The 25,409-nt window shown below is 68.7% G+C and carries 28 protein-coding genes; 18 read left to right on the forward strand and 10 right to left on the reverse strand.

Annotated elements, in window-relative coordinates; translation table 11 throughout:
* Positions 1-37 precede the first annotated feature (37 nt).
* The 3 genes from HMF7854_RS13185 to HMF7854_RS13195 all read right to left on the reverse strand — a co-directional run bounded on the left by HMF7854_RS13185 (position 38) and on the right by HMF7854_RS13195 (position 2,065).
* Positions 38-283: a hypothetical protein gene (locus HMF7854_RS13185; protein WP_126719620.1), complete on the reverse strand. Its 246-nt coding sequence runs from the start codon at positions 281-283 to the stop codon at positions 38-40.
* Between the two features lie 68 nt (positions 284-351).
* The gene (locus HMF7854_RS13190) at positions 352-1,416 is read right to left on the reverse strand and encodes a helix-turn-helix domain-containing protein (RefSeq protein ID WP_126719621.1); all 1,065 of its coding nucleotides are present in this window, start codon (positions 1,414-1,416) and stop codon (positions 352-354) included.
* Between the two features lie 4 nt (positions 1,417-1,420).
* Positions 1,421-2,065, reverse strand: a complete 645-nt coding sequence (locus tag HMF7854_RS13195; RefSeq protein ID WP_126719622.1) for a hypothetical protein — start codon at positions 2,063-2,065, stop codon at positions 1,421-1,423.
* Between the two features lie 327 nt (positions 2,066-2,392).
* Between HMF7854_RS13195 and parC the strand changes: the two genes are divergently transcribed.
* The 9 genes from parC to HMF7854_RS13240 all read left to right on the forward strand — a co-directional run bounded on the left by parC (position 2,393) and on the right by HMF7854_RS13240 (position 11,617).
* Positions 2,393-4,624, forward strand: coding sequence for a DNA topoisomerase IV subunit A (gene parC / locus HMF7854_RS13200; RefSeq protein WP_126719623.1), 2,232 nt, complete (start codon positions 2,393-2,395; stop codon positions 4,622-4,624).
* A gap of 64 nt (positions 4,625-4,688) precedes the next feature.
* A complete protein-coding gene (locus tag HMF7854_RS13205; RefSeq protein WP_126719624.1) occupies positions 4,689-6,404 on the forward strand; it encodes a putative bifunctional diguanylate cyclase/phosphodiesterase in 1,716 nt (571 codons plus the stop codon).
* A gap of 109 nt (positions 6,405-6,513) precedes the next feature.
* The gene (gene tsaB, locus HMF7854_RS13210) at positions 6,514-7,125 is read left to right on the forward strand and encodes a tRNA (adenosine(37)-N6)-threonylcarbamoyltransferase complex dimerization subunit type 1 TsaB (protein ID WP_126719625.1); all 612 of its coding nucleotides are present in this window, start codon (positions 6,514-6,516) and stop codon (positions 7,123-7,125) included.
* A complete protein-coding gene (gene rimI, locus HMF7854_RS13215) occupies positions 7,122-7,601 on the forward strand; it encodes a ribosomal protein S18-alanine N-acetyltransferase (RefSeq protein ID WP_126719626.1) in 480 nt (159 codons plus the stop codon). Before tsaB ends, rimI begins: the two co-directional genes overlap by 4 nt.
* A gap of 103 nt (positions 7,602-7,704) precedes the next feature.
* On the forward strand, positions 7,705-8,139 hold the full coding sequence (locus tag HMF7854_RS13220; RefSeq protein WP_126719627.1) for a Ros/MucR family transcriptional regulator: 435 nt from the start codon (positions 7,705-7,707) through the stop codon (positions 8,137-8,139).
* A gap of 73 nt (positions 8,140-8,212) precedes the next feature.
* Positions 8,213-8,644 carry a Fur family transcriptional regulator gene (locus HMF7854_RS13225; protein ID WP_126719628.1) on the forward strand — a complete coding sequence of 144 codons (432 nt, stop codon included), beginning with the start codon at positions 8,213-8,215 and terminating at the stop codon, positions 8,642-8,644.
* Positions 8,641-9,375, forward strand: coding sequence for a lysophospholipid acyltransferase family protein (locus HMF7854_RS13230; RefSeq protein ID WP_126719629.1), 735 nt, complete (start codon positions 8,641-8,643; stop codon positions 9,373-9,375). The genes HMF7854_RS13225 and HMF7854_RS13230 overlap by 4 nt, the downstream gene beginning before the upstream one ends.
* A gap of 9 nt (positions 9,376-9,384) precedes the next feature.
* Positions 9,385-10,710 (forward strand): tRNA (N6-isopentenyl adenosine(37)-C2)-methylthiotransferase MiaB, encoded by a 1,326-nt coding sequence (gene miaB / locus HMF7854_RS13235; RefSeq protein ID WP_126719630.1) that lies wholly within the window; start codon positions 9,385-9,387, stop codon positions 10,708-10,710.
* A 28-nt stretch (positions 10,711-10,738) separates the two neighbouring features.
* On the forward strand, positions 10,739-11,617 hold the full coding sequence (locus HMF7854_RS13240; RefSeq protein WP_126719631.1) for an alpha/beta fold hydrolase: 879 nt from the start codon (positions 10,739-10,741) through the stop codon (positions 11,615-11,617).
* A gap of 9 nt (positions 11,618-11,626) precedes the next feature.
* Here HMF7854_RS13240 and HMF7854_RS13245 read toward each other — a convergent pair whose 3' ends face one another.
* Together HMF7854_RS13245 and HMF7854_RS13250 are read right to left on the reverse strand one after the other, a co-directional pair.
* Positions 11,627-12,142 carry a hypothetical protein gene (locus HMF7854_RS13245; RefSeq protein ID WP_126719632.1) on the reverse strand — a complete coding sequence of 172 codons (516 nt, stop codon included), beginning with the start codon at positions 12,140-12,142 and terminating at the stop codon, positions 11,627-11,629.
* A complete protein-coding gene (locus tag HMF7854_RS13250; RefSeq protein WP_126719633.1) occupies positions 12,139-12,855 on the reverse strand; it encodes an EI24 domain-containing protein in 717 nt (238 codons plus the stop codon). The genes HMF7854_RS13245 and HMF7854_RS13250 overlap by 4 nt, the downstream gene beginning before the upstream one ends.
* 362 nt (positions 12,856-13,217) lie before the next feature.
* Here HMF7854_RS13250 and HMF7854_RS13260 point away from each other — a divergent pair, with 362 nt between their 5' ends.
* The 4 genes from HMF7854_RS13260 to HMF7854_RS13275 all read left to right on the forward strand — a co-directional run bounded on the left by HMF7854_RS13260 (position 13,218) and on the right by HMF7854_RS13275 (position 17,065).
* Positions 13,218-14,516: a dicarboxylate/amino acid:cation symporter gene (locus HMF7854_RS13260; protein WP_221766452.1), complete on the forward strand. Its 1,299-nt coding sequence runs from the start codon at positions 13,218-13,220 to the stop codon at positions 14,514-14,516.
* Between the two features lie 175 nt (positions 14,517-14,691).
* The gene (locus tag HMF7854_RS13265) at positions 14,692-15,687 is read left to right on the forward strand and encodes a PhoH family protein (protein WP_126719635.1); all 996 of its coding nucleotides are present in this window, start codon (positions 14,692-14,694) and stop codon (positions 15,685-15,687) included.
* Positions 15,684-16,190, forward strand: coding sequence for an rRNA maturation RNase YbeY (ybeY, locus tag HMF7854_RS13270; protein ID WP_126719636.1), 507 nt, complete (start codon positions 15,684-15,686; stop codon positions 16,188-16,190). The genes HMF7854_RS13265 and ybeY overlap by 4 nt, the downstream gene beginning before the upstream one ends.
* Positions 16,190-17,065, forward strand: a complete 876-nt coding sequence (locus HMF7854_RS13275; protein WP_126719637.1) for a hemolysin family protein — start codon at positions 16,190-16,192, stop codon at positions 17,063-17,065. Before ybeY ends, HMF7854_RS13275 begins: the two co-directional genes overlap by 1 nt.
* On the opposite strand, the gene HMF7854_RS13280 is transcribed toward HMF7854_RS13275, so the two are convergent.
* On the reverse strand, positions 17,062-17,484 hold the full coding sequence (locus tag HMF7854_RS13280; RefSeq protein ID WP_126719638.1) for a VOC family protein: 423 nt from the start codon (positions 17,482-17,484) through the stop codon (positions 17,062-17,064). The genes HMF7854_RS13275 and HMF7854_RS13280 overlap by 4 nt on opposite strands.
* A gap of 158 nt (positions 17,485-17,642) precedes the next feature.
* Complete coding sequence (locus tag HMF7854_RS13285; protein ID WP_275402022.1) at positions 17,643-17,930, reverse strand: GIY-YIG nuclease family protein; 288 nt, start codon at positions 17,928-17,930, stop codon at positions 17,643-17,645.
* Between the two features lie 495 nt (positions 17,931-18,425).
* On the opposite strand from HMF7854_RS13285, the gene lnt reads away from it, so the two are divergent.
* The gene (lnt, locus tag HMF7854_RS13290; RefSeq protein ID WP_126719640.1) at positions 18,426-19,967 is read left to right on the forward strand and encodes an apolipoprotein N-acyltransferase; all 1,542 of its coding nucleotides are present in this window, start codon (positions 18,426-18,428) and stop codon (positions 19,965-19,967) included.
* A gap of 45 nt (positions 19,968-20,012) precedes the next feature.
* A complete protein-coding gene (gene metK, locus HMF7854_RS13295) occupies positions 20,013-21,224 on the forward strand; it encodes a methionine adenosyltransferase (RefSeq protein WP_126719641.1) in 1,212 nt (403 codons plus the stop codon).
* Between the two features lie 57 nt (positions 21,225-21,281).
* Here the strand turns inward: metK and HMF7854_RS13300 are convergent, their stop codons facing one another.
* The gene (locus HMF7854_RS13300) at positions 21,282-21,602 is read right to left on the reverse strand and encodes a hypothetical protein (RefSeq protein WP_126719642.1); all 321 of its coding nucleotides are present in this window, start codon (positions 21,600-21,602) and stop codon (positions 21,282-21,284) included.
* Between the two features lie 114 nt (positions 21,603-21,716).
* Complete coding sequence (locus HMF7854_RS13305) at positions 21,717-22,322, reverse strand: phosphatase PAP2 family protein (RefSeq protein WP_126719643.1); 606 nt, start codon at positions 22,320-22,322, stop codon at positions 21,717-21,719.
* A gap of 65 nt (positions 22,323-22,387) precedes the next feature.
* On the opposite strand from HMF7854_RS13305, the gene trmB reads away from it, so the two are divergent.
* Positions 22,388-23,086 (forward strand): tRNA (guanine(46)-N(7))-methyltransferase TrmB, encoded by a 699-nt coding sequence (gene trmB, locus HMF7854_RS13310; RefSeq protein ID WP_126719644.1) that lies wholly within the window; start codon positions 22,388-22,390, stop codon positions 23,084-23,086.
* Between the two features lie 65 nt (positions 23,087-23,151).
* On the forward strand, positions 23,152-24,153 hold the full coding sequence (locus HMF7854_RS13315) for an acyltransferase family protein (RefSeq protein ID WP_185829286.1): 1,002 nt from the start codon (positions 23,152-23,154) through the stop codon (positions 24,151-24,153).
* Here the strand turns inward: HMF7854_RS13315 and HMF7854_RS13320 are convergent.
* Positions 24,143-24,850 (reverse strand): carbonic anhydrase, encoded by a 708-nt coding sequence (locus tag HMF7854_RS13320; protein ID WP_185829287.1) that lies wholly within the window; start codon positions 24,848-24,850, stop codon positions 24,143-24,145. The two genes, HMF7854_RS13315 and HMF7854_RS13320, sit on opposite strands and share 11 nt — an antisense overlap.
* A 152-nt stretch (positions 24,851-25,002) precedes the next feature.
* Between HMF7854_RS13320 and HMF7854_RS13325 the strand changes: the two genes are divergently transcribed.
* Positions 25,003-25,401: a hypothetical protein gene (locus HMF7854_RS13325; RefSeq protein ID WP_126719647.1), complete on the forward strand. Its 399-nt coding sequence runs from the start codon at positions 25,003-25,005 to the stop codon at positions 25,399-25,401.
* The last annotated feature ends 8 nt before the right edge of the window (positions 25,402-25,409 follow it).

A 25,409-nucleotide genomic window follows, 5' to 3' on the forward strand; every position in this document is an offset into this window, starting at 1 on the left:
GCGAGCCGGCGCGGACCGGCCGGCCCCGTGGCGCGCGTCAGTCCTCCTGAGAGCCGCCGAGGGCGGTCCCGTCGCGCGGGTGGGCCGAGGCGCCGCCGTCGGGCCGGTCGCCCTTGTGGACCTGGGTCGGCTCGTCGTCCGCGCCGGTCGCGCTCTTCAGCTCGTCGCGGCTGCCGACGTCGGTGGCGATCCGCCCGCCGCTCGAACTCGACTGCGACGGCGCGCCGTCCTCGGCGAGGGAGTCGATGAACTCGTTGTCGGGATGCGGGTCGCGCTGGGTCATGGGAGGTCTCCTGTGGGTGGAGGGAGAGCGGATGAGGGAGGGGCGGGGTTCCTCGTGAACGTGACCTCTCAAACTGCCGTGAGCGATCTCTTATTCGGCCGAGGTACTGGAACAGTCATGTTCGCGATTAATCCTTCGAGTTCATCTAGTGGTATTCGCAACTCCTCCGCCACCGAAGCCTTTGTAACTTTCTCTGACCACAGAGTTGCGAAGATTTCTCGCCAAATCGTAGAGACCTCCCTCTCCACTCCAATCGGTTCACTTGATCGATAACCACGTCGACTAAGATCGATACAAAGAGAGCGATATTGATGCTCAGTCGGAACTAAATTCAGTTTGTATAATCTATGCAGAAGGGCAAAGGCAGAAACACGCCAACGTTTCTTTGACTGCAGTACGACTGAACTTGTAACAGGCCGACTAACTGTTGCTCGAACATCAGCCTCAGGCATGAGGAAAGCCCCCGCAAACCCATCCGCTTCACGTTCGAGCAGTCGCTCTCCCTGTAAATCACCTTTGCAGTGCAGAACCAAATGCCCCAACTCATGTGCTGCGTCGAAGATGCTGCTCTCCGGCGTCTTAAAATTATTTAGAAACACGTATGGCTTTGCATCTCTCCAGAACGAGAAAGCATTAACATTAGCAGTGTCTTCGCTTAATGCGAGCACCCGGACACCCTTGCTCTCAAGAAGAGCGACCATGTTTCCTACTGGCCGTTCACCGATGCCCCAATACTGCCGCAAAGCTACTGCCGCACGAAATGGTTCGGTCTCGCTTGACAGGTCGGGAAGGTCAGGGTCCGGCAAATCGAACTGTGTTTCAGCCCAAGCTGCCAATTGCAATCCGAGAGCGCCAGCCGCGAGCGCCGCGTCTTTTTCTTTGGCGCTCATCTTAGAAAAACTGCGGAAGCTGACGCCGCGATGGTCAATGTCCGCTGGATCGTCTGCATAAAAGAAAGCTAATGGATAGTTGAGTGCAGTCGATAAACGCTCGACAGTCATTGCGTCTGGACTACGATGGCCCTTTTCCAGCCGCGACAGCGTATCTGGAGTCAAACCAGTAGCTTCCGCTAGAGCACGAGCAGTCAACCGCCGCCGCATACGCGCCAGCGCAAGTCGCTTGGGGTTAAACATCAGGCTAGCCCGCTCTGCGGGTCACTGTTGGCTTAAACTCTACGGGAAGATCCTCTGGTCGAGCTGGGGCGGGATCATCATCTTCGCTTCCGAAACTGACAAAATTACGCTCGACACAAGGTCCGAAAGTCCCACCTTGAATGGTTGGGCGAGAGAGCTCAGCACGACCAGCCGGGTCGACCATCAAGTAGAATAGCCGGATACCAAGGCCGCTCTCCTCACGCGTAAAAACTGGCAGGTTCTCGAATAGATTGGCGTGACAAAGACGTTCTGCTCCAGATCCTTTGCCAGAGATTGGTACAGGGGAGTGGAACTGGTCACAGCAACGGTCCACGTTCGCGAACGCAATGCGCACATTGAGACTAAGATTGACGATTGCTTCAACACCACCGGGGCGCTCAAGAGTCCAATCTTCCCCAATGAACTCTTCCCTCAGCGCCCAAACGCCATACTGATAGGCAAAAGCCCCGGCAGCGTTCGCGGCGTGCAGCAGCGTCACGTTTGCGCGTTCCGCCATTGCTACATCTCGTACTCGCCGTAGGCCCGAGACGGTCAGCGCAAGGGACTTCACACGCTCCTCGACATCATCGAAGTCACTGCGCAAAGTCTGTTCAGTACGGCGAGCGGGGTAAGCAGGGTCGATTTTCATGACCGCGTTTGTGGTCGCAAAAATCGACTTCGTCAATGGCGCATATCGATCGAAGGATCGCGCCGCTCTTTTTGGGTCGCCATGGAACAAATTGGCAACACTTTCGTCTGGCGCGGGTAAGGCCGCTCGCCCCTCGATGCACCCTCAGCCCCGAGCCAACCTTCGTATCCACGCAAAACTACACCTCCATTATCGACACCTCTCCGCCGACTTTCTCGCTACCCTGACGCGCCGCCGGAGCCTTGAAGCCCACTCCGCCACGAACGTCGCCTCAAAGCACAATCCCCACCCTCGACGCGCCGTCCGCCCCGTTGCTAAGACGTTCTCATGGCCACGCCCGACGACAGCAGCATCATCGATACGCCGTTCGACTCTGCCCTGAGCGAGCGCTACCTCGTCTACGCCCTCTCGACGATCACCGCCCGCTCGCTCCCCGACGTGCGCGACGGGTTGAAGCCGGTGCACCGGCGGCTGCTGTGGGCGATGCGGCTGCTTCGGCTCGACCCGGCCGGGGCGTACAAGAAGAGCGCGCGCGTGGTCGGCGACGTGATCGGCAAGTACCACCCGCACGGCGACGCCTCGGTCTACGACGCGATGGTGCGCCTGGCGCAGGGGTTCGCGCTGCGCTACCCGCTGGTCGACGGCCAGGGCAATTTCGGCAACATCGACGGGGATAACGCCGCCGCCTACCGCTACACCGAGGCGCGGCTGACCGCGGTCGCGACGCGGCTGATGGCCGGGCTCGACGAGGGGACGGTCGAGTTCCGCCCCACCTACAACGGCGAGGAAGAGGAGCCGGAGGTCTTCCCCGGGCTGTTCCCCAACCTGCTCGCCAACGGGGCGAGCGGGATCGCGGTGGGGATGGCGACCTCGATCCCGCCGCACAATGTCGGCGAGCTGGTCGAGGCCGCGGCGCACCTCATCGACAATCCCCACGCCGAGGAGCGGGCGCTGATGGACTTCGTGTCCGGCCCCGACTTCCCGACCGGGGGCGTGCTGGTCGACAGCGCGGAGAGCATCGCCCACGCCTATGCGACCGGGCGCGGCAGCTTTCGCCTCAGGGCGCGGATCAGCGTCGAGAAGGAGAAGGGCGGCGGGTGGCACCTGCTGGTCAGCGAGATGCCCTATGGGGTGCCCAAGTCCAAGCTGATCGAGCAGATCGCCGCGCTGATCGGGGACCGGAAGCTGCCGATCCTCGCCGACGTCCGCGACGAGAGCGACGAGCAGGTGCGGGTGGTGCTGGAGCCGCGGGCGCGGACCGTCGATCCCGACCTGCTGCTCGAGAGCCTGTACAAGCTGACCGACCTCGAGATCCGCTTTCCGCTCAACCTCAACGTGCTCGACGCCAACCGGACTCCGGGGGTGATGAGCCTCCGTCAGGCGCTGACCGCGTGGCTGGCGTTCCAGATCGAGGTGCTGGTGCGGCGCTCGACCGTTCGGATCGGGAAGATCGACGACCGGCTGGAGCTGCTCGACGGGTTCCTGGTGGCGTTCCTCAACCTCGACCGGGTGATCGAGATCATCCGCACCGAGGACGAGCCCAAGGCGGTGATGATCGCCGAGTTCCAGCTGACCGACCGGCAGGCCGAGGCGATCCTCAACATGCGGCTGCGGTCCTTGCGGCGGCTGGAGGAGATGGAGATCGGCAAGGAGCGCGCCGCGCTGGCCAAGGAGCGCGAGGAGCTGGCGAAGCTCATCGAGAGCCCGGCGCGGCAGCGGACCCGGCTCAAGCGCGACCTCGCCGCGCTCAAGGAGCAGTTCGGGGACGAGCGGCGCACGCTGGTGGCGGAGGCGGCCGCGGGGCCGAAGGAGATCGACTGGACGGCGATGATCGAGAAGGAGCCGATCACCGTCATCCTCTCGCAGCGCGGGTGGATCCGGGCGATGAAGGGCCATGTCGCGCTGGATGACGCGGAGACGCTCAAGTTCCGCGAGGGCGACGGGCTGTTCCGGATCTTTCACGCCCAGACCACCGACAAGCTGCTGCTGATGGCGGCGGACGGGCGCGGCTACACGCTGGCCGGGGACAAGCTGCCGGGCGGGCGCGGCTTCGGCGAGCCGGTGCGGCTGTCGATCGACCTGCCCGGCGAGGTGGAGATCGTCGACCTCCTGCCGCTCAGGGGCGGGATGCGGATGCTGGTCGCGTCGAGCGACGGGCGCGGCTTCGTCACCAACGCCGACGCGGTGCAGGCCGAGACGCGCAAGGGCAAGCAGGTGGTGAACCTCAAGGCGGGCGCGAAGCTGGCGCTGGTGCGGCCGGTCCCGGCCGAGGCGGACAGCGTGGTGGTGATCGGCGAGAACCGCAAAATGCTGCTGTTCCCGCTGACCGAGCTGCCCGAGATGGGCCGCGGCCAGGGGGTGACGCTGCAGCGCTACCGCGACGGCGGGCTGGCCGATGCCGCGGCGATCCGCGCCGCCGACGGGCTCAGCTGGTCGATGGGCGGCGAGACCCGGCGGACCCGGACCGAGGCCGACCTCACCCCGTGGCGCGCGGCGCGCGGCGCGGCGGGCCGGCTGGCGCCGCTGGGTTTTCCGAGGTCCAACCGTTTCGGCGGCTGACGCAACCTGGGTTAACGCCGATCTCAACCCGCTCTTAACGCCTTGAACGGCATAGGCCGGGGTGATGCGATCGGCGTCCCCTGTAGCTCGTGAGCCGGAGTCGGCTGACGATTGTGCGTTCCCGCTGGAGACGGCGGCGGACCGTGCCCTGCTGCAGGCGCTTCCGATTCCCGCCGCGGTGGTCGGCGAGGGGCTCGGCCTGATCGCCGCCAACCAGGCCTATCGCGACGCCGAGACTCTGTCGGGCTCGGCTACCTTCGAGCACGGCCCGCTGTCGCAGCGGATCGCCGACTGGTTCGCCGGAGTGGCGCCCGCCGACGGCTCGCGGGTGGACGAGCTCGAGCTGGTCGACGGCGACGACGTCTCGAGCCGCCACTGGCGGGTCAAGTTCGCCCCCCTCCCCGCCGCTGCCGACGGGGCCCGGCGCTGCCTCCTCAGCCTCGTTGACCGCACCGTCGAGGTGCAGGCCGAGCGGACCCTGCGCGCCGAGATGCTGCGCGACAGCCTGACCGGCCTCCCCAATCGGCTCGGCTTCACCGAGATGATCGAGGCGGCGGGCAAGGAGCCGAAGACCTTGCGCGGCGACCATGCGGTGCTGGTCGTCGACATGCTCCGTTTCAGCCGGATCAACGAATCCATGGGCAGCCTCGCCGGCGACGAGCTGCTGATCACCTTCGCCCGGCGGCTGATGAGCGCGCTGCGCGCCGGCGACCGGCTGGCCCGCACCGGGGGCAACGAGTTCGGGATCATCGTCTCGCTCCGCCGCGGCATTTCCGACGCCCTCAAGGCGGCCGAACGGATCCAGTCGGTGATGAACGCGCCGTTCCGCCTGTCCGAGCTGGAGATCCGGGTCGAGTGCGCGATCGGCATGGCGCTGATGACCGACGGGCAGGACCCCGAGGAGCTGTTCCGCAACGCCCAGTTCGCGGTCAAGCAGGCCAAGCAGGCGGGCAAGCCGCAGGTCTACGAGCCACGCGAGGCGAGCGCCGCGCGCCGCCGCTTCTCGATCGAGACCGAGCTTCGCCGCGCGATCGACCGCGACCAGCTGCAGCTCTATTACCAGCCGCTGATCAACCTCAAAACCGGCGAGGTGTCGGGCTACGAGGCGCTCGCCCGCTGGACCCACGAGGACCGCGGCGAGATTTCGCCGAGCGAGTTCATCCCCGTCGCCGAGGAGAGCGGCCTCATCCTCTCGCTTGGCCGCTGGGCGATGGACAAGGCGGCGACCACCCTCGCCGGGTGGGACGCCAAGGCGGGCGAGAAGCTCCCGCTCTATGTCGGCGTCAACCTGTCGGCGATCCAGGTCGCCCGCGACGACATCGCCGGGGTGGTGGCGAGCGCGCTTCGCTCGAGCGGGCTGTCGGGCGACCGGCTGACGCTCGAGTTGACCGAAAGCTCCATCGTCCAGGACCCGGCCCGCGCGACCCGCGTATTCGATGCGTTGAAGGCGCTCGAGACCACGGTCGCGATGGACGATTTCGGGACCGGCTACTCGAGCCTCGCCTATCTCCAGCGGCTGCCGATCGACGTGCTCAAGATCGACCGCAGCTTCGTCACCGGCATGATGGTCGACCATGACAGCGTGGCGATCGTCCGCGCCGTGCTCAGCCTCGCCGAGGCGCTCGGCATGTCGACTACCGCCGAAGGGATCGAGACTCGCGAGCTCGCCACCACGCTGGCGGCGCTCGGCTGCGCGAGCGGCCAGGGCTTCCACTTCGCCCGTCCGCTCGAGGCGGATGCCGCGCTGAACTATTGGAAAAGCCGCCGCCGGCGGCGCTAGGTCGAACCTCCGGCGGACCCAGGGCGGGCATCCCCGATCGGGCGCGATCGGCCGGAAATCGGCAGAATATGCTTGCTCCGATCGTCCGGCCGGGTCCACTGAACGGCGGATGATCCTCGCCCTCGACACCTCCACCGCGGCGTGCACCGTCGCGCTGTTCGAGCCCGATGGCCGATTGTCCGCCGAGCGCCACCTCGTGATCGGGCGCGGTCATGCCGAGCAGCTGGTGCCGATGGTCGCCGAGGTGGTCGGCGAGGCCCGACCGAAGCGGGTGCTGGTCGGATGCGGGCCGGGCAGCTTCACCGGGTTGCGGGTCGGGATCGCGGCGGCGCACGGGCTGGCGATCGGCTGGGACGCGGCGATCGCGGGCATTTCCAGCCTCGCCCTGCTCGCCGCGCCGCACGCCGGCAAGGGGCCGCTCGCCGGGGTGATGAGCGGTGGCCATGGCGAGCTCTTCGTACAGGCCTTCGACGGCGATCCGCTGGCTCCCGCCGGCCCGCTCCTCAACCAGCCCGCCGAGGCCGCCGCGGCGATGATCGATGCGCCGCTGCTGGTCGGCCCGGCCGCCGCCGCGCTGCAGGCCGCGCGCGGCTGGGGCGAAGTCGTCGACAGCCTGCCCGACGCCGGCTTCGCGCTCCGCCTGCCCGAGGCGCTCAGGACGCTCGCGCCGCAGCCGGTCTACGCCCGGGCCCCCGACGCGCGGCCGAAGGCGGCAGCATGAACGGGCCGCAGCCCGCGCCCGCGCTCGCCCTTTCGCCCGCCGGCGCGGCGGACCTCGACGAGGTCATGCTGGTGATGCGCAGCGCCTTCGCGCCCGAGTTCGGCGAGGCCTGGACCCGCGGCCAGTGCGCCGGGATCCTGCCGATGAGCGGCGTGTCGCTGGTGGTCGCCCGAAGCGGCGACGAGGCGGTCGGCTTCAGCCTGTCCCGAACAGTCGGCGACGAGGCGGAACTGCTGCTGATCGGGGTCCGGCAGGAGGCCCGTCGCGAGGGCGTCGCGAGCAGCCTGCTCGAACATTTCATCGCGCGTGCCAAAAACGAACAGGTTCATCGACTTCATCTCGAAGTCAGGGATGGCAATGCAGCAATCCAACTGTACCGGAAGTTCGATTTCACCATCGTGGGTCGTCGTGCCAGCTATTATCGTGGCGGCGACGGGCAATTCTATGACGCCCTGACCCTTGCTCTGCTTATTTGACGTATTGACTTACGTTAACTTGTCTTTGCAGGTCCAATCACATAAGTAAACTATGACGGTGGTGCGGGGGGCACTGCCCGCTTTTGCTCGGATGGACTACAGCATGAACGATAACGACAATAATCAGGAAACCCTGATCACCCTCACCGCAGACATCGTCGCGGCCCACGTCAGCAACAACAGCGTCTCGGTCAACGATCTGCCGCAGCTGATCCAGAACGTGCACGGTGCGCTCGCCGGTCTCGGCGGTACCCAAGCCGCGCCGGAAGCCAAGCCGGAGCCCAAGGTCCCGGTCCGCACCTCGGTCAAGCCCGATTACATCGTCTGCCTCGAAGACGGGAAGAAGCTGAAGATGCTCAAGCGGCATCTGATGACCCACTACAACATGACCCCGGAACAGTATCGGACCAAGTGGGGTCTTGCCGCCGACTATCCGATGGTCGCGCCCAACTATGCCGAACAGCGCCGCACGCTGGCCAAGTCGATCGGGCTCGGCACCAAGCGCCGCAAGTCGGCCGGCGCCCGCGCCCGCAGCTGAACATTCATCGCCTCCCCGGCCTTATTTCCGGGGAGGCTTTGACGCGGCGCGACGCCGCTCCTAGTTTCCGGCCATGCCGCACCGCATCGACGTCGAAGCCCTCTGTGCCGAGAAGGGCTTGCGCATCACCGAACAGCGCCGGACGATCGCCAAGGTACTCGGCGAGAGCGAGGACCACCCCGACGTCGAGACGCTCCACGAGCGCGCGGCCGCGGTCGACCCCAACATCTCCATCGCCACCGTCTATCGGACCGTCCGCCTGTTCGAGGAGGCCGGGGTGCTCGAGCGGCACGAGTTCGGCGACGGCCGCTCGCGCTACGAGCCGACCACCGAAACCCACCACGACCATCTGATCGACGTCGAGAGCGGCAAGGTCATCGAATTCCACGACGAGGAGCTGGAGCAGCTCCAGCGCCGGATCGCGGAGCGGCTCGGCTACCGGCTGGTCGATCACCGGATGGAACTCTACGCGGTGAGCGCCGGGCGCGAGCGCGACCGCGGATGAACGGACGCGCGCTGCTGCGGGTGGCAGCGCTGGTCGGCTGGTTCGCGGTGGCCGCCCCGCTGCACCTGCTGACGCGCGCGACGGGACGATCGCGCTGGCCGCGGCGCTTCCTTCGTGTGGCGACCCGGATCATGGGTGCGCGGCTGACGGTCGAGGGCGCGCCGCTGGCGCCCGGGACGCTGATCGTCGCCAATCATACCAGCTGGCTCGACATTCCGCTGCTCGCCGGGGCGACCGGCTGTGCCTTCGTCTCCAAGCAGGAGGTGCGGGGCCACCCCCTGCTCCGCTGGCTCGCCGACCAGAACGCGACCATCTATGTCGACCGCTCGGACCGGCGGGGCATGCCGGCGCAGGCGCAGGCGATCCGCGCCGGGCTGGCGCGCGGACAGGCGCTGGCGATCTTTCCCGAGGCGACGACCGGGGACGGCGGGACCCTGTTGCCGTTCAAGCCGGCGCTGCTGTCCGCGGTGGCGCCGCCGCCCGACGGGGTGACGGTGCGGCCGGTCGCGGTCGACTATAACGGGGCCGCGCCCGAGTTCGGCTGGCACGGCGACGAGACGGGGAAGGACAATGCGAGGCGGGTGCTCGGCCGGCGCGGCTCGGTGCCGGTGACGGTTCGGCTGCTCGACCCCCTGCCCCCGCTCAAGGACCGCAAGGCACTGGCGGGGATGGCGCGCGACGCGATCGCCGCGGCGCTGGCGCCTTCCGGAGTGGCGCCCGCTGGCCTATAGGGCTGCGCCATGAACAAGCCCCAGACTTTCCGGGTGAAATCCTTCGGCTGCCAGATGAACGTCTATGACGGCGAGCGGATGGCCGAGCTGCTCGCCGACCGCGGGATGACCGTCGCGGACGAGGGGGCGGATGCCGACCTCGTCGTGCTCAACACCTGCCACATCCGCGAGAAGGCGGCGGAGAAGGCCTATTCGGACGTTGGCCGGCTGCGCCGGGAGGACGGGTCGAAGCCGCTGATCGCGCTCGCGGGCTGCGTCGCGCAAGCCGAGGGCGAGGAGGCGCGGCGACGGTCCGCAATGATCGACATGGTGGTCGGCCCGCAGGCCTACCACCGCCTGCCCGAGATGATCGCTGCGGCGGCCGAGGGACGCGCCGGGGTCGACACCGACATGCCGGCGGCGACCAAGTTCGACGCGCTCCCCGCAAGGCGGCGGGGCGGCGTGTCGGCCTTCCTGTCGGTGCAGGAGGGGTGCGACAAGTTCTGCACCTATTGCGTCGTGCCCTACACCCGCGGGGCGGAGATCAGCCGGCCGTTCGCGGACGTGGTCGCCGAGGCCGAGCAGCTGGTGGCGGGCGGGGCGCGCGAGCTCACCCTGCTCGGGCAGAACGTCAACGCCTGGGAGAGCGACGGGCGCGACCTCGCCGGGCTGATCCGCCATCTCGCGAGCTTCGCCGAGCTGGAGCGGATCCGCTACACGACCAGCCACCCGGTCAACATGGGCGAAAGCCTGATCGCCGCGCATGGCGAGATCGGCAAGCTGATGCCCTATCTCCATCTGCCGGTGCAGTCGGGGTCGGATTCGATCCTGCGGGCGATGAACCGCAGCCACACGGTCGAGAGCTACCTCGCGACGATCGCGCGGGTCCGCGCGGCGCGGCCCGACATCGCGATCAGCGGCGACTTCATCGTCGGGTTTCCGGGCGAGAGCGAGGCCGACTTCGAGCGCACGCTGCAGGTGGTCGACGCGGTCGGCTACGCCGCCGCCTTCTCGTTTAAGTACAGCCCGCGCCCGGGGACGCCGGCGGCAGGGATGGACGGGCAGGTCGCGGCCGAGGTGATGGACGAGCGGCTGCAGCGGCTGAACGAGCGGCTCCAGCACCACGGGCGCGCCTTCAACCAGGGGTGCGTCGGCAAGACGGTCGACGTGCTGGTGGAGAAGAAGGGCCGCCGCCCGGGCCAGATGATCGGCAAGTCGCCCTGGCTGCAGAGCGTGTTCGTGGAAACGGCGGCGGGTATCGGCGAGATGATCCGGGTCACGCTGACGGAGGCGCTGCCCAATTCGCTGGGCGGGGTGCTGGCGGAGCCGATCGGGAGCCGCGTCGTTTCCGTTTGAGGCGGGCGGTTCAACCCGAGGAACGCAGGTGGCGGACGACGACTCTCCCGGCTGGCTCGACCGCGGCCTGTTCCCATTCAAGAGCCGGTTCCGCGACATCGCGGGCAACCGGGTCCACTATATCGACGAGGGTGACGGGCCGGTGCTGCTGATGCTGCACGGCAACCCGACCTGGTCCTTCCTCTATCGCCACCTCGTCCGGCTGCTTGCCCCCGACTTCCGCTGCATCGCGGTCGATTATCCCGGCTTCGGGCTGAGCCAGGCGGCGCCGGACTATGGCTTCACCCCGCGCGAGCATTCGGCGGTGGTCGAGGGGCTGGTCGACGCGCTCGGGCTCGATCAGTTGACGATCATGGTGCAGGACTGGGGCGGGCCGATCGGGCTCGGGCTGGCCGGGCGCCGGCCGGAGCTGACCCGCGCGCTGCTCATCGGCAACAGCTTCGCCTGGCCCGCAACCGGCGGGATGATCGCCTTCTCCCGCCTGTTCGGGAGCCGGCTCGGCCGCTGGTCGATCACCCGCCAGAACCTGATGGCGCGCTGGCTAATCCCCGCCGGCACCAACCGGACCCTGAGCCGGCCGGAACTGGCCGCCTATTACGGCCCGTTCCCGTCACCCGCCTCGCGCCTGCCGATCTGGACCTTCGCGCGGCAGATCCGGCTTTCCCGCGCCTATCTGGCGGAGGTCGAAGCCGGACTCCGGCGGATCGCTGACCGGCCCGCGCTGATCGCCTGGGGCGAGGCGGACGGGGCATTCCGCGCGGCCGATCGCGAGCGGTTCGAGCGGCTGTTCCCCGCCCACCGCACCGTGGTGCTCGCCGGCGCGAAGCATTTCATCCAGGAGAATGCGCCCGACACGATCGCCGCGGCGATCCGCGACTGGTTCCCCGTCGCGGCCCCCTCGCACTGAGCGCGCCCGTCAGCCCCGGTGGAAGCCGGTCAGCTGGAGCGAGTGGCCTGAGAAGAGCCCGCCGCCGCGCCAGCGATAGGCGATGACGTAGCGCCCGCCGCCGCGGCGGTCGGCACCCTGCTCGATGTAGCGCGCGGCGATCGTCACCGGCAGGCTCCCCGCCCCCTCGCGCTTGCCGCCGGCGAGCAGCGGCTCGACGTCGCTCGCGGCGAGCTGGCCGTCGCTGCCGGTGGTGACCGGCGGCTTGCCGGCGGCGGTCAGCGTCAGCTGGTCGAGCGCGTGGCTCGGGTCGGCCGGGGCGATCGTCAGCGTCCGGCCCTCGTCCGAGACCCGCCCGCGCAGCGCCAGCGGAACGCTTTTCGGCCCGGTCGGCGCGGACGCGGGCGCCGGCTCGCTCCGGGACGGACCGTTCCACCCGTTCCACAGCCCCAGCGCCGAGACGATCAGCGCCAGGAGCGCGATCAGCTCGCCGATGTTGATCCAGCGCCGCCGCGTCTGGCGCGCTTCTTCCTCGCGTGACGTCATGCCGCCCGTCTAGCGCCCGAGCCGCGCTGGTAAAGATGGACCGCGGCGGCCGCGCCGAGCAGCGGGGCGGCAAGGTTGACGAACGGGACGATCAGCAGCACGCCGACCGTGAGCCCGATCAGGCGGAGCGGCCAGCGGTTGGCGCGCAGCCAGTCGCGGAGATCGGGCCCGCGCAGCGTCCGCCCGGCGGCGAGTTCGCCAAGGTCGGGCGCGATGGCGAGACCGTTGACGAGCGCGAAGATGATGAACGGACCGATGCCGGTGATCAGCAGGATCAGCGCGATGGGCAGCGCGACGAGGTTGTAGAGCAGCACCCGCCCGCCCGAGCGGATTCCGAGCCAGATCCCGCGGCCCCAGCCGAGCGGCGCCGAATGGCCGGCGGCCTGGGGATAGTGGATGTCCTCGACCGCCTGGGTGATCCGCTCGCTCATCCCCGTCAGCACGCCGATCGCCACCCCGGGGAAGAGGAACCAGCCGAGCAGCAGCGTCGCGAAGAAGGCACCGAAGCCGCCGCTCCACGGATCGAGCGGACATTCGTCGCCGATCAGCGAGCAGGGGTCGGCGCCGTTCAGCAGCCAGGCGAGCAGGACGAACAGGCCGGCAAAGATGACCAGCGTCCAGACGATCGCCCGAACGAGGATCGCCAGCATCGGGCGGCGGCCGAGGTCGCCGAGGGCGAGCGTCAGGGCGCTGGACAGGATCGCGGCACGCATGGGCGGGAGGTTAGGCGGGGGAGGTGGGGGGCGTCAAAGGGAGGGCACATGATTGCAGCTTCCGCACGTCATCCCCGCGAAAGCGGGGATCCAGCTTCCTTTTCCGCGTCAGTAGTTGAGCTGGATCCCCGCTTTCGCGGGGATGACGGCTGGGTTTGAGGAGGACCGGTACTTCGCGAGGATGACGGCCATGGTGTGTCGGCACGTGGGGTGAGTTCTTGCTGGTGCTGGCGGCGGGGCGGAAGGAAATGCTCCCTTGCCGACAATCTCGGCAGCTTCCTTGCTTTCTCCGCTCGCCCGATTGCCCGGGCGGGTCCAGCGCATAAGTGAGGCGGTCCGTTTGCCTGTCGCAAGGACCGCCCGTGCCGAGTACCGCGTCTTCCTCCCCTCGCCTGTCGTTCGGCGCGCAGGTCGCGATCGGTGCCGTGGCGGGCGTGCTGCTCGGGCTGGCCGCCAAGGCCGCGCCGGACGCGGCTTGGCTCGCGCCGGTGCTGAAGACGGTCGGCGACCTGTTCGTGCAGCTGCTGAAGGCACTGGTGCCGCCGCTGGTGGTGACGGCGGTGATCGCGAGCATTGCCAACCTCGGCCAGGTGCAGAACGGCGCGCGGCTCGCCGGGCGGACGCTCTTATGGTTCGCGATCACCGCGGCCTGCTCGGTGACGATCGGGCTGGCGGTGGGCACCATCCTGCAGCCCGGGCATCATGTCGGCGGGCCGCTCGCCGCTGGGCATCCGGACTCGATGGGCAGCTGGACGGATTTCCTGAAGGGGCTGTTCCCCTCCAACATCCTCGGGCTGCAGGCGTCGACGACTTTGGCCGATGGGACGGCCAAGACGGGTCTCAGCTTCAACATCCTCCAGCTGGTCGTGATCTCGGTCGCGCTAGGGTTCGCGGCAGTGAAGCTGGGCGACCGGGGCCGGCCGTTTCTCGCGCTGGCTGACTCGCTGCTGCAGATCAGTCGGCAGCTGCTGAACTGGGTGCTCAAGCTGACGCCCATCGGCACGGCCGGGCTGCTCGGGACGGCGGTCGCAAGCTATGGCTGGGCGACCCTCGCGTCGCTCGGCTGGTTCGCCGCGGCGGTCTATCTCGGGCTGCTGCTGGTCGGGTTCGGCCTCTATCCCGCGATCCTGCTGCTGAAGGGCCTGCCGGTCGGGCAGTTCGCGCGCGCCGCCCTGCCCGCCGCGCAATTGGGCTTCGTCAGCCGGACGTCGATCGGCACCTTGCCGCTGACCGAGGAGCGGACGATCGGGGCGCTCGGCGTGCCGCGCAGCTACGCCGCCTTCGCGGTGCCGCTCGGCGCGACGACCAAGATGGACGGCTGCGCGGCGATCTACCCGGCGGTGTCGGCGCTGTTCGTCGCGCAATTCTACGGGATCGCGCTGGGGCCGCTCCATTATGCGATGATCGCCTTTGTCTCGATCGTCGGATCGGCGGCGACGGCGGGGGTGACGGGGGCGACGGTGATGCTGACGCTGACCCTCTCGACGCTCGGGCTGCCGCTCGAGGGCGCGGGGCTGCTGCTGGCGATCGACCCGATCCTCGACATGGGCCGGACCGCGCTGAACGTCACCGGGCAGATGCTCGTCCCCTATGTGGTGGCGCACGAGGAGGGGCTGCTGGAAGCTCCGGTGCAAGTTCCGGAGCGGGTGGTGCTGGCGTGAGGTCATTCCACCACTCGGCTGCGCGATCGGTTTCTCTCCCCTGAAGCAGGTTCAGGGGAGGAATGGGTGCTTGCCTGAGGGCGGGTTGGCCCTATCTTGGTTGCGAACGGGGCGCTTGAGGAGTCGAACGGGGCCTGATGAGTCGTGAGCATAAGCTGACCGGTGGCGCTGCCTGATGGCCAAGCGCGACCTCGCCCCCGCCGCCAACGATCGAGCCCGGCTCGAGCTCGAATTCGAACAACCCTATCTGATCGGCCCCCTGTTCGGCGACTATGACCGGCACCTGCTGGCGATCGAGGACCGGCTCGGCGTGAACATCGCGGCGCGCGGGTCCAAGGTGCAGATCGAGGGCGAGCCGGATGCCGCGGCGCGGGCGCGCGAGGTGCTGCTCGGGCTCTACAACCGACTGGACCAGGGCCATGACATCGACATGGCGGCGGTCGAATCCGTGCTCGGCATGGCCAACCAGGGCAAGCTCGACGGGATCATCAGCGACGACGTTGGCGCCGCGCCGCGGGTGATGATCCGCACGCGCAAGAAGACGATCGTCCCGCGCTCCACGGTGCAGACCCACTACATGGAAGCGCTGGCGCGCGACGACATGATCTTCGCGCTGGGCCCGGCGGGCACCGGCAAGACGTATCTGGCGGTGGCGCAGGCGGTCAGCCAGCTGATCGGCGGGAGCGTCGACCGGCTGATCCTGTCGCGCCCCGCGGTCGAGGCGGGCGAGCGGCTGGGCTTCCTCCCCGGCGACATGAAGGAGAAGGTCGATCCCTATCTCCGCCCCCTGTACGACGCGCTCTACGACATGCTCCCGACCGAGCAGGTCGAGCGGCGGATCGCCAGCGGCGAGATCGAGATCGCGCCGATTGCCTTCATGCGCGGGCGGACGCTCAACGATGCCTTCATCATCCTCGACGAGGCGCAGAACACCACGCCGCAGCAGATGAAGATGTTCCTGACCCGCTTCGGCATGCGCAGTCGGATGGTGATCTGCGGCGACCCCAACCAGACCGACCTTCCGCGCGGGGTCGAGAGCGGGCTGGCCGACGCGGTCGGCAAGCTCGAGGGCATTCCCAAGATCGAGATGGTGCGCTTCGGCGCCGCCGACGTTGTCCGCCATCCACTCGTCGGGCGGATCGTCGAAGCCTATGAGGGGCCGGCGCAATGACGCTCGAGATCGCCCTCGACGCCGACGAGGAGTGGGACAGTAGCACCGACTGGGCGCGGCTCGCCGACGCGGCGGCCCGCTCGGCCATTCTCGAGAGCGCGTTTCCGCAACTCGCCGCTGCCGCGCGGTCGGTCGAGATCAGCGTCCGGCTGACCAGCGACGCGGAGGTGCGTGTGCTGAACGCCGAGTGGCGCGGCAAGGACAAGCCGACCAACGTCCTGTCCTTCCCGATGCTCGAGGAAGACGAGTTGAACCAGGCAATGGTTGCCGGACCCGAACTGTTGCTCGGCGATCTGGTGCTTGCGCGCGGGGTCTGCGAGAGCGAGGCGGCGGACAAGGGGGTGGCGGTCGCGACCCATGCGACGCACCTGATGGTGCACGGGACGCTCCACTTGCTTGGCTATGATCATGGCGACGACGACGAGGCCGAAGACATGGAGGCGCGCGAGGTGCGCGCCCTCGCCCGGCTCGGGATCGCCGACCCCTACCAGGTGAACGACTGATGGCCAGCCAGCCTGACAACGGCAGCCGATTATGGCGCGGGATGCGTGCCCTGATCTTCGGTGACGATCATGAGACGACGCTGCGCGACCAGATCGAGGAGGCGATCGACGAGGCGGAGACGCAGCGCCCGGTGCGCGGCGACCTCAGCCCGCACGAGCGGCAGATGCTGCGCAACCTGCTGCACTTCGGCGATCGCACCGCTGGCGAGGTGGCGGTCACCCGCGGCGAGATCGTCGCGGTGCCCGAGACGATCGGCTTCGACGCGCTGGTGACCGCGCTCGCCGAGGCGGGCCACAGCCGCCTGCCCGTCTATGGCGAAAGCCTCGACGAGGTGACCGGCATGGTGCTGGTCAAGGACGTGTTCGCCGCGATGCAGGGACCGCCCGAGGGCCGCTCGGTCAAGGCGCTGGTTCGCGAGCCCTTGTTCGTGCCCGAAAGCATGGGGGTGCTCGACCTGCTCGCGCGAATGCGGGCGCAGCGGGTGCACCTGGCGATCGTCGTCGACGAGTTCGGCGGGACCGAGGGGTTGATCACCATCGAGGACATCGTCGAGGAGATCGTCGGCGAGATCGAGGACGAGCATGACGAGGCCGGCGCGCAGCTGCTGGTCGCGCTCGACGACGGTCTGTGGGAGGCCGACGCCCGGGTCGAGCTGGAGGAGCTGGCGCAGGCGGTCGACCCGCGTTTCGAGGATGAGGAGGACGAGGTCGACACGCTGGGTGGCCTCGCCTTCCTGCTCGCCGGGCACATTCTCGAGCCGGGCGAGGACGTCTGCCATCCGAGCGGCTGGCGGATCGAGTGCGTCGCGGCGGACCGGACCAAGATGACCCGGCTCCGCCTCCATGCGCCCGGCGAGGCGCCGGTCCCCGCCTAGTTCTTCGCGAACAGCCGGGCGGGGTCGGCCATCGCCTTGAACTCGAGCGCATTGCCCGCGGGATCGAGCAGGAACATGGTCGCCTGCTCGCCCGGCAGCCCGGCGAAGCGGACGGTCGGCTCGATGACGAAGCGCTGGTTGGCGGCGCGCAGCCGGTCAGCGAGCGCCTGCCAGCTGGCCATGTCGAGCACCAGCCCGAAGTGCGGCACGGGGACGTCCTCGCCGTCGACCGGATTGGAGGCGCGGGCGCGCGCGGCCTCCGGCGCGAGATGGGCGACGATCTGGTGGCCGTGGAGATCAAAGTCGATCCACCGGTCCGAACTGCGTCCCTCCGGACAGCCGAGCAGCTCCCCGTAGAAGCGGCGCGCGGCGGCGAGGTCGTCGACGGGGAAGGCGAGGTGGAAGGGTGGCGGGGTCATGGCAGGAGTATAGGCGGTCGGGGGACGGACGGAAGGGTTCTTGCGGGCCGGGGGAGCGGGAAGAAGCTGGATCCCCGCTTTCGCGGGGATGACGGCTGCTGGGTTGGAGCGGGCGTATCAGCCGTCATCCCCGCGCACGCGGGGATCCCGCTTCTTGGTTACACCTGCATGAGGTCCCACAGGTCGCGCCAGTCCGGGTTGTTGCGCTCGATCGCCTCGATCTTCCACGCGCGCCGCCACTTCTTCATCGCCTTCTCCGCCCCGATCGCCTCGTCGATGGTGGGGAACTCCTCGGCATGGACGAGGCGGCTGCAGCGGTAGCGGCGGCAGAAGGCCGAGCCTCGGCCGCTGCGATGGGCGTGGATCCTGGCTTCGAGGTCGGCGGTGACGCCGATGTAGAGGGTGCCGCGGTAGCGATTGGCCATGATGTAGACCCAGCCCGACAGGTGAACCTCCCGCGTTCTCCCCCGAGCAACGGCGAATGCAGCCCGTTTCACCCCGTCTCGTCAAGGGAGCTGGACCCCCGCTTTCGCGGGGGTGACGGTTGTCCGGACGATCGGGCAGCTTTCTGCCGTCATCCCCGCGCAAGCGGGGATCCCGCTTCTTCCCTTTGCCCGACGAAGGCAGCTGGACCCTCGCTTTCGCGGGGGTGACGCGACTGGGGTGGGGCGGGCATACCGGCCGTCATTCCCGCGCAAGCGGGGATCCCGCTTCTTCCTTTGCCCGACGCAGGCAGCTGGACCCGCGCTTCCGCAGGAGGTGACGCGACTGGGGTGGGGCGGGCATACCGGCCGTCATTCCCGCGCAAGCGGGGATCCCGCTTCTTCCTTTGCCCGACGAAGGCAGCTGGACCCCCGCTTTCGCGGGGGTGACGGGTGAGAGTGCTGCGTTCGAGCGCTCCCCCGTGCCAAAGCGCGCTGCTGCTGCCATAGGCGCGGCCCATGATCGATTCTTCGTGGCGCCGGGGATGGCGCGGGGCTTTGGTGGCGGTTGGGGCGGGCGCGGGGTCGGCGTTCGCCTTCCAGCCGTTCGGGATCGAGCCGCTGATGCCGCTCGCCTTCGCGCTGCTGTTCTGGCTGATCGCCGACACCGCCAGCCTGTGGCGCGCGCTGCTGGTCGGCTGGCTGTTCGGGCTCGGCCAGTTCTGCATCGGGCTGAACTGGATCGCCACCGCCTTCACCTTCCAGGCGGCGATGCCGGCGTGGCTCGGATGGCTCGCGGTGTTCCTGCTGTCGCTCTATCTCGCGGTCTATCCGATGCTGGCGGTCGCGCTCGGCTGGACCTTCGGGCGGCGGTCGGAGATCGCCCGTATGCTGGCGCTCGCGGGCGCCTGGGCGCTGTGCGAATATCTGCGCGCGACGATGTTCACCGGCTTTGCCTGGAACCCGGTCGCCGCGGCGAGCGTGCCGGTCGCGGCGCATGTCGTCCCGCTGGTCGGCACTTATGGTGCATCGGCGCTGATGGTGCTGCTCGGCGGCGCGCTGTTCCTGCTCGGGCGGTGGGAGGTCCGGCCGCTGCTGGCGGTGGCGGCGAGCGGTCTCCTGCTCGCGGTGGTCGCGCCGCTCACCACCCGGCTCCTGCCGCCGCGCCCCGAGACGCTGCGCATCGTTCAGTCGAACATCGGCCAGGAACAACGCTGGAGCCCCGCCGCCGCCGGCCAGTCCGAGCGGCGATTGACCGCGCTGTCGATGGCGCCCGACCTACCCTCCCCCTTCCTCCTCTTCTGGCCCGAGTCCGCGATCACCGAGCCGCTCGAAGACCAGCGCCGCGGCGCCGAGCCGTTCGTGCTGGCCCAGCGGCAGACCGCGGCCGCGCTGCTCGGACCGCGCGACCTGCTGATGGCGGGCGGGATCGGGCTGCTGTCGACCGACGGGCGGCAGGTCAGCGGCGGGGTCAACAGCATCTTCGTCCTCGGCCAGGGCGGGCGCGAGATCGGGCGCTACGACAAGGCGCACCTCGTTCCCTATGGCGAGTATCTGCCGATGCGCCCGCTGCTGTCGGCGATCGGCCTGTCGCGCCTTGCGCCCGGCGACCTCGACTATGCCTCGGGGCCCGGCCCGGCGACCATCGCCATGCCCGACGGCCTGCGGGTCGGCTTCCAGCTCTGCTACGAGATGATCTTCTCGGGCGAGGTGGTCGACCGACGGCACCGGCCCGAGGTGATCTTCAACCCTTCCAACGATGCCTGGTTCGGGCGCTGGGGGCCGCCGCAGCACCTCGCCCAGGCCCGGCTCCGCGCCGCCGAGGAAGGCTTGCCGGTGATCCGCTCGACGCCCACCGGGATCAGCGCGCTGGTCGACGCAGACGGGCGCCTGCTCCGCCAGATCGGCTGGAAGCAGGCCGGCGTCATCACCGCCCCGCTGCCTCCCGCCCGCACGCCCACCCTGTTCGCCATGACCGGCAACCTGCTGCCGATCCTGCTCGGCTTTGCGCTCCTCATCGGGGCCATTGTGATCGACCGCGGCCGCCGCTACAGGGCATGACATAAAGATTTCCTTATATCCTTATATCGAGGGTTTCGCAGCGCAATGCGTCACAACTATCTCTTCACCTCCGAGAGCGTTTCCGAAGGCCATCCCGACAAGGTCGCCGACCAGATCAGCGACGCGATCGTCGACCTCTTCCTGTCCAAGGACCCCGAGGCGCGGGTCGCGTGCGAAACCCTGACGACCACCCAGAAGGTGGTGCTGGCGGGCGAGATCCGCGGCCAGGGGATCATGGACACGCAAGGCAACTGGGCGCCCGGCGTGCCGGAGGAGATCGAGCAGGCGGTGCGCGAGACCGTGAAGCGGATCGGCTACGAGCAGGACGGTTTCCACTGGGAGAGCCTCGACTTCTCCAACAACCTCCACCCCCAGTCGGCGCACATCGCGCAGGGCGTCGATGCCAGCGGCAACAAGGACGAAGGCGCGGGCGACCAGGGCATCATGTTCGGCTTCGCCTGCGACGAGACCCCGGACCTGATGCCGGCGACGCTCTACTACAGCCACAAGATCCTCGAGCGGATGGCCGCGGACCGCCATTCGGGCGCCGCCGCCTTCCTCGAGCCCGACGCCAAGAGCCAGGTCACGCTGCGCTTCGAGGACGGCAAGCCGGTGCGCGCCACCGCGATCGTCGTCTCGACCCAGCACGCCAAGGGCTATGACGAGGGCGACCGCGAGGCCGAGCTCCACAGCTATGTGAAGAAGGTCGTCGCCGACGTCATCCCGCACGAGCTGCTCAACGGCGAGACGGTCTACCACATCAACCCGACCGGCAGCTTCGAGATCGGCGGCCCGGACGGCGACGCCGGGCTGACCGGGCGCAAGATCATCGTCGACACCTATGGCGGCGCGGCCCCGCACGGCGGCGGCGCGTTCAGCGGCAAGGACCCGACCAAGGTCGACCGCTCGGCCGCCTATGCGGCGCGCTACCTCGCCAAGAACATCGTCGCGGCCGGGCTCGCCCGCCGCTGCACCATCCAGCTCGCCTACGCGATCGGCGTGTCGGAGCCGCTCTCGCTCTACGTCGACACCCACGGCACCGGGACGGTCGACGACAGCGCGATCGAGCTGGCGATCGGGCGGGTCGAGAAGCTGGGTGGGCTGACCCCGCGCGGGATCCGCATCGCGCTCGACCTCAACAAGCCGATCTATTCGAAGACGGCGGCCTACGGCCACTTCGGGCGCAAGGCCGAGGGCGACCTGTTCCCGTGGGAACGGACCGACCTGGTCGAGGAGCTCAAGGCCGCGCTGGCCTGATGCGAAAAGGGCGGGGCCTCGCAGCCCCGCCCTTCCGCTTGAAGGTCGTCCGGCCGGTTACCAGCGGCGATCCTTCATGTTGTGCTTCTTGTTGTACACCCGCGCCGACAGCTGGTCGTAGCGGCGCTGGAGGTCGGCCACCTCGTAGCGGCTGTAGCCGCCGCGCGCGTAGCGATCGTCCATCCGCTCGAGATTGACGAACTGGCGACGCAGGCTGTTCGCCTCGCCCCGGGTCAGCGAGCCGTTGGCGACGCCCTGCTCGATCCGGTTGTAGAGATTGGCCTGACGCTGGCCGATCGGCTGCCAGTTCTGGGCGGCAGCGGGGACGGCGACGGCGACGGCCGAGGCGGCGGTCAGGGCAAGAACGAGCTTGTTCACGATCGTGACTCCTTCGACTGGGCTCCCTCGAAAAGGGGAGTTACCGCCGACCAACGCTCGTTTTCCGAGGTGTATCCCTCGTTCATCCGCCGTTGTTTTCGGGTCACACGAGGTTCAGCTTCCGGGTACTCCGGTGCCATCCGGTGCCGCGGGGATGAGCGAGCAAGCGAGCGCTGCCGAGGCGGCGCCGATCGCCGCGCCGGCCACCACGTCGGACAGGAAATGGTTCTTGCTGGGGAGTTGCGCCGCGCAGATCGACAGCGCGCCGGCGGCAATCACCGGCGCCGCGCCGGGATAGTCGAGCATCGCCGCTCCCGCCGCGGCGATCGTCCCCGCACTGTGACCCGACGGCATCGAGCGGAGATCCTTCTCCTTGCTCTGGCCGGGCTCCAGCGCGTAGCCGCGCCCTTCCAGCGTGGCGTTCGGGCGGGTCCGGTCGACGACGTTCTTCACCAGTCCCTTGGCGACCGTCGACAGCCCGTGCGCGCACAGCATCCGCAGCCCGGCCTGGCGCAGCCGCGGGTTGTGGGTGACGAGCGCACCGACGACGATTCCCGCCGACAGCAATTGCATCGGTGGCTGGTCGCCGAGCCCCGCGAACGCCTTGACCGAACGCCCCGGCTGTCGCTTGTCGTCGAGCTCGACCGCGCGCGCGACCGCCAGATCGACGCGTTCGATGGTCGTGAGCGGGCGGTCCTGCTGCTTGATCGGCTTGGTCATGACCCCTGAACGCCCGCCCTGGCCCGCTTGTGCCGCGCCGCGCTTGACGCTAGCCGCCCCACCCCATGACCGCGTTCAAGCCGGGCGATCCCACCACCCTCAACCGTCTCTACGGCCGCTCGAGCGGACACAAGCTGCGCGCCGGGCAGCAGGAGCTCGTCGACCGGCTGCTGCCGCAGATCAGCGTCCCCGCCGACGGGCCGATCACCGCCGAGCGGCTGTTCGGCGAGCCGCGCCCGCTCCATTTCGAGATCGGCTTCGGCGGTGGCGAGCATCTCGCCAGCCGCGCCGACATGCTGCCCGACCATGGCTTCGTCGGGGCCGAGCCCTTCCTGAACGGCGTCGCGCAGGCGCTCGGCCACATCCGTGACCAGCGACTCGCCAATGTCCGGCTGCACATGGGCGATGCGCTCGAGGTGCTCCGGAGGGTGCCCGACGGCGCCCTGTCCTTCCTTTACCTGCTCCACCCCGACCCATGGCCCAAGGCGCGCCATGCCAAGCGGCGGATGGTCAACGACGGCCCGCTGGCGCTGTTCGCCGAGAAGCTCAAGCCCGGCGGCGAACTCCGCATCGCCACCGACCATCCCGTCTATCTCGACTGGGCGCTGATGATCATGCAGCGCCACGTCGCCACGTTCGAGTGGACGGCCGAGAGCCCGAGCGATTTCCTCGAGCCCAGCGGCGGCTGGATCCAGACCCGCTACGGCGCGAAGAGCCGGCGCGAGGGGCGGCGGCCTTATTATCTCCGCTACCGGCGGAGATAGAAACGCCGGGCAACCTTTGCGAAAGCTCAAGCCTCTATGCTGCCGGCGTTGTTCCGGGGGGAAAGGTGGGCAAGCAACGCTTCGTGACGCTTGATGGCCTGCGGGGCTTGGCCGCCCTGGCGGTTCTGCTTCATCATGCGGTCCCCAAGCTGATGCCCGGGCATGTCCTGCTTCCAGCCGGCTACCTGTCGGTAGACTTCTTCTTCCTTCTCAGCGGCTTCGTGATCTCCGCCGTTTACGAGATGCGTTTCCCGAAAGGGCTTGGAAGCTTCGTCCGGACCCGTCTTGTTCGGCTGGTGCCAACCATGTGGTGCGGCATCTTGCTGGGCGCACTCCTGGCCTCCTGGCGAGGAATGGATCTCGTCGAGCTGAGGCTCTCCGCCGCGCTGCTCTTTATCCCCCTGGTTTTCGGCAATTTCGGCCTGTTCGCTCTGAACGGGGTCCAATGGTCGCTCTATTTCGAGTTGGTCGCCAACTACGTCCATGGTCTGCTGATCTGGCGCATGCCGACCTACTGGATCGCAGTGATCGCACTCTGCGCCTATGCCAGCCTCGGCCTGCTGAGCGATCACTTCGGATCGATGGCCTTCGGCGATCGAGATGCGAACTTCGCCGCAGGCTATGCCAGGGTTGCGGCAAGCTACCTCGGCGGCGTTCTCGTCTTCCGCTCCTGGCAACAGGGAAGGCTTCTTGACCTGTCCGGTCTCAACCCGTTCCTCCTGTTCGCCCTCGTCATGGCGATTTCCTGCTGGTTCGGACCGAAGTTCGATTTCGCCGCCGTGCTGGTCTGGCCGCTGGTGTTGATCGCCGGCATCCAGCACCAGACCAGGTTCGAGGCGCTCTGCGCGTTCGGTGGCGCCGTCTCCTTTCCCCTGTACGCCGTTCATCTGCCCATCGTGGACGGCACGCTTCTCGCGCTTGGGACCGGCGCGAGCCAAGCCGCCTTCGCCTGCGTCTGCGCACTGGGCGTCGCCATGCTGCCGATGCAGCTGAAACGGCTCCGGAGCAGGCTGGCGGCAGCAGGGCCTGTTACCAGTGCGGCCGCCGGACAACCGCTCACGCGATGAAGGTCACCCGCCCCTCGTCGAGGTCGTAGCGCGCCCCGACGATCATCAGCCTGCCCTTTTCCAGCGGCTCTTCGAGCAACGAACCGGGGGCGTGGCGGAGCTGGTCGACGACGCGGCGGACGTTGGCCTGGACCGCGGCCTCGGTGGCTTCCGCACCGCTGATCCCGTGCACCGCCTCACGCGCCGTGGGAACGATCGGGGCGACCATCGCGCCGAGGCTGGCGGGGAGCGCGGTGCCCTTGGTCGCGACCTCGACCGCGGCGTTCACGGCACCGCACCGCTCGTGCCCGAGCACGACGATCAGCGGCGCGCCGAGATGCTCGACCGCATATTCGATCCCGCCCATCTCGAGCGGGGTCACGCTGTGGCCGGCGTTTCGGACCACGAACAGCTCGCCCAGCCCGGTCGAGAAGAGCAGCTCTGGCGCGACCCGGCTGTCGGCGCAGCTGACGATGACGGCATAGGGGTGCTGCGCCTTGGCGAGGCCGCCGACCATGCTCGCCGGGTGAAGCGCCGCGCCGCCAGCGAGAAAGCGCGCGTTGCCGGCCTTGAGCCGGGCCAGCGCCTCCGCCGGGCTGGGACCCGCGGGCGCCTCGGCTGGGTTTGCGAGCGCCAGCGCAGGCGGGAAGCAGAGCGCGGCGGCGCCGGCGATCGTGGCGGTGAGCAGGGAACGGCGATTGAAATCGGCTGATGGCATGAGAGGTCCTTTCTCCCTCCGCCTTAGGTGGCCGGCAGGAGTGGCCGGGCCGCTCGCCGCGGGATCTGCTCCGTTTCGAACCGTTCGCGCCACTCCTTGCGGACCGCGTCGGCGGGCGTAGGATGGGCTGGCGCGTTCTTGGCGGAGGCTCCATGCTGAGGTTCGTCCTGTTGCTCCCGCTCGCCGGGCTTACCGCCTGCACCTACGCCCGCACCACCATGCTCGGTCCCGACACGGCGCTCGTTGCGGTCTCCGATTCGGAGGGATCGACCGTCGCCGTCCAGCGCAAGGCGATGACCACCGCCGCGCGGGAGGGCCGCCGCCGCGGCTTCGACTATTTCGGCGTCCTCGCGAGCGACGAGGGCCGGGAAGCCTCGACCGGTCTCGACCGCGGGCAGATCCCCACCCCGGACGACTCGCGCGCGCAGAGCGTCGGGAGCGCGACCTATGTCAGCGCCGCCGCCGCGCTCCGGGTCCGCTACTATCGCCGCGGCGAGCTTCCGCCGGCCGCGACGGGCCTCTACAGCACCGCCGTGCTGCGGCCCCGCTGAGCGCCGGT

Source organism: Sphingomonas ginkgonis (assembly GCF_003970925.1).
GTDB classification, from domain to species: domain Bacteria; phylum Pseudomonadota; class Alphaproteobacteria; order Sphingomonadales; family Sphingomonadaceae; genus Sphingomicrobium; species Sphingomicrobium ginkgonis.

Excerpts from the sequence above, each read along its gene's own strand:
- HMF7854_RS13185 (WP_126719620.1), bottom strand. The coding sequence starts at position 283 with ATGACCCAGCGCGACCCGCATCCCGACAACGAGTTCATCGACTCCCTC.
- trmB (WP_126719644.1), top strand. The coding sequence starts at position 22,388 with ATGACCGCGTTCAAGCCGGGCGATCCCACCACCCTCAACCGTCTCTAC.
- HMF7854_RS13265 (WP_126719635.1), top strand. The coding sequence starts at position 14,692 with ATGGCCAAGCGCGACCTCGCCCCCGCCGCCAACGATCGAGCCCGGCTC.
- rimI (WP_126719626.1), top strand. The coding sequence starts at position 7,122 with ATGAACGGGCCGCAGCCCGCGCCCGCGCTCGCCCTTTCGCCCGCCGGC.
- miaB (WP_126719630.1), top strand. The coding sequence starts at position 9,385 with ATGAACAAGCCCCAGACTTTCCGGGTGAAATCCTTCGGCTGCCAGATG.
- lnt (WP_126719640.1), top strand. The coding sequence starts at position 18,426 with ATGATCGATTCTTCGTGGCGCCGGGGATGGCGCGGGGCTTTGGTGGCG.
- HMF7854_RS13320 (WP_185829287.1), bottom strand. The coding sequence starts at position 24,850 with ATGCCATCAGCCGATTTCAATCGCCGTTCCCTGCTCACCGCCACGATC.
- HMF7854_RS13250 (WP_126719633.1), bottom strand. The coding sequence starts at position 12,855 with ATGCGTGCCGCGATCCTGTCCAGCGCCCTGACGCTCGCCCTCGGCGAC.
- HMF7854_RS13280 (WP_126719638.1), bottom strand. The coding sequence starts at position 17,484 with ATGACCCCGCCACCCTTCCACCTCGCCTTCCCCGTCGACGACCTCGCC.
- ybeY (WP_126719636.1), top strand. The coding sequence starts at position 15,684 with ATGACGCTCGAGATCGCCCTCGACGCCGACGAGGAGTGGGACAGTAGC.
- HMF7854_RS13195 (WP_126719622.1), bottom strand. The coding sequence starts at position 2,065 with ATGAAAATCGACCCTGCTTACCCCGCTCGCCGTACTGAACAGACTTTG.
- HMF7854_RS13220 (WP_126719627.1), top strand. The coding sequence starts at position 7,705 with ATGAACGATAACGACAATAATCAGGAAACCCTGATCACCCTCACCGCA.
- HMF7854_RS13225 (WP_126719628.1), top strand. The coding sequence starts at position 8,213 with ATGCCGCACCGCATCGACGTCGAAGCCCTCTGTGCCGAGAAGGGCTTG.
- HMF7854_RS13275 (WP_126719637.1), top strand. The coding sequence starts at position 16,190 with ATGGCCAGCCAGCCTGACAACGGCAGCCGATTATGGCGCGGGATGCGT.
- HMF7854_RS13305 (WP_126719643.1), bottom strand. The coding sequence starts at position 22,322 with ATGACCAAGCCGATCAAGCAGCAGGACCGCCCGCTCACGACCATCGAA.
- HMF7854_RS13230 (WP_126719629.1), top strand. The coding sequence starts at position 8,641 with ATGAACGGACGCGCGCTGCTGCGGGTGGCAGCGCTGGTCGGCTGGTTC.
- HMF7854_RS13190 (WP_126719621.1), bottom strand. The coding sequence starts at position 1,416 with ATGTTTAACCCCAAGCGACTTGCGCTGGCGCGTATGCGGCGGCGGTTG.
- HMF7854_RS13245 (WP_126719632.1), bottom strand. The coding sequence starts at position 12,142 with ATGACGTCACGCGAGGAAGAAGCGCGCCAGACGCGGCGGCGCTGGATC.
- HMF7854_RS13325 (WP_126719647.1), top strand. The coding sequence starts at position 25,003 with ATGCTGAGGTTCGTCCTGTTGCTCCCGCTCGCCGGGCTTACCGCCTGC.
- HMF7854_RS13205 (WP_126719624.1), top strand. The coding sequence starts at position 4,689 with ATGCGATCGGCGTCCCCTGTAGCTCGTGAGCCGGAGTCGGCTGACGAT.
- metK (WP_126719641.1), top strand. The coding sequence starts at position 20,013 with ATGCGTCACAACTATCTCTTCACCTCCGAGAGCGTTTCCGAAGGCCAT.
- tsaB (WP_126719625.1), top strand. The coding sequence starts at position 6,514 with ATGATCCTCGCCCTCGACACCTCCACCGCGGCGTGCACCGTCGCGCTG.
- parC (WP_126719623.1), top strand. The coding sequence starts at position 2,393 with ATGGCCACGCCCGACGACAGCAGCATCATCGATACGCCGTTCGACTCT.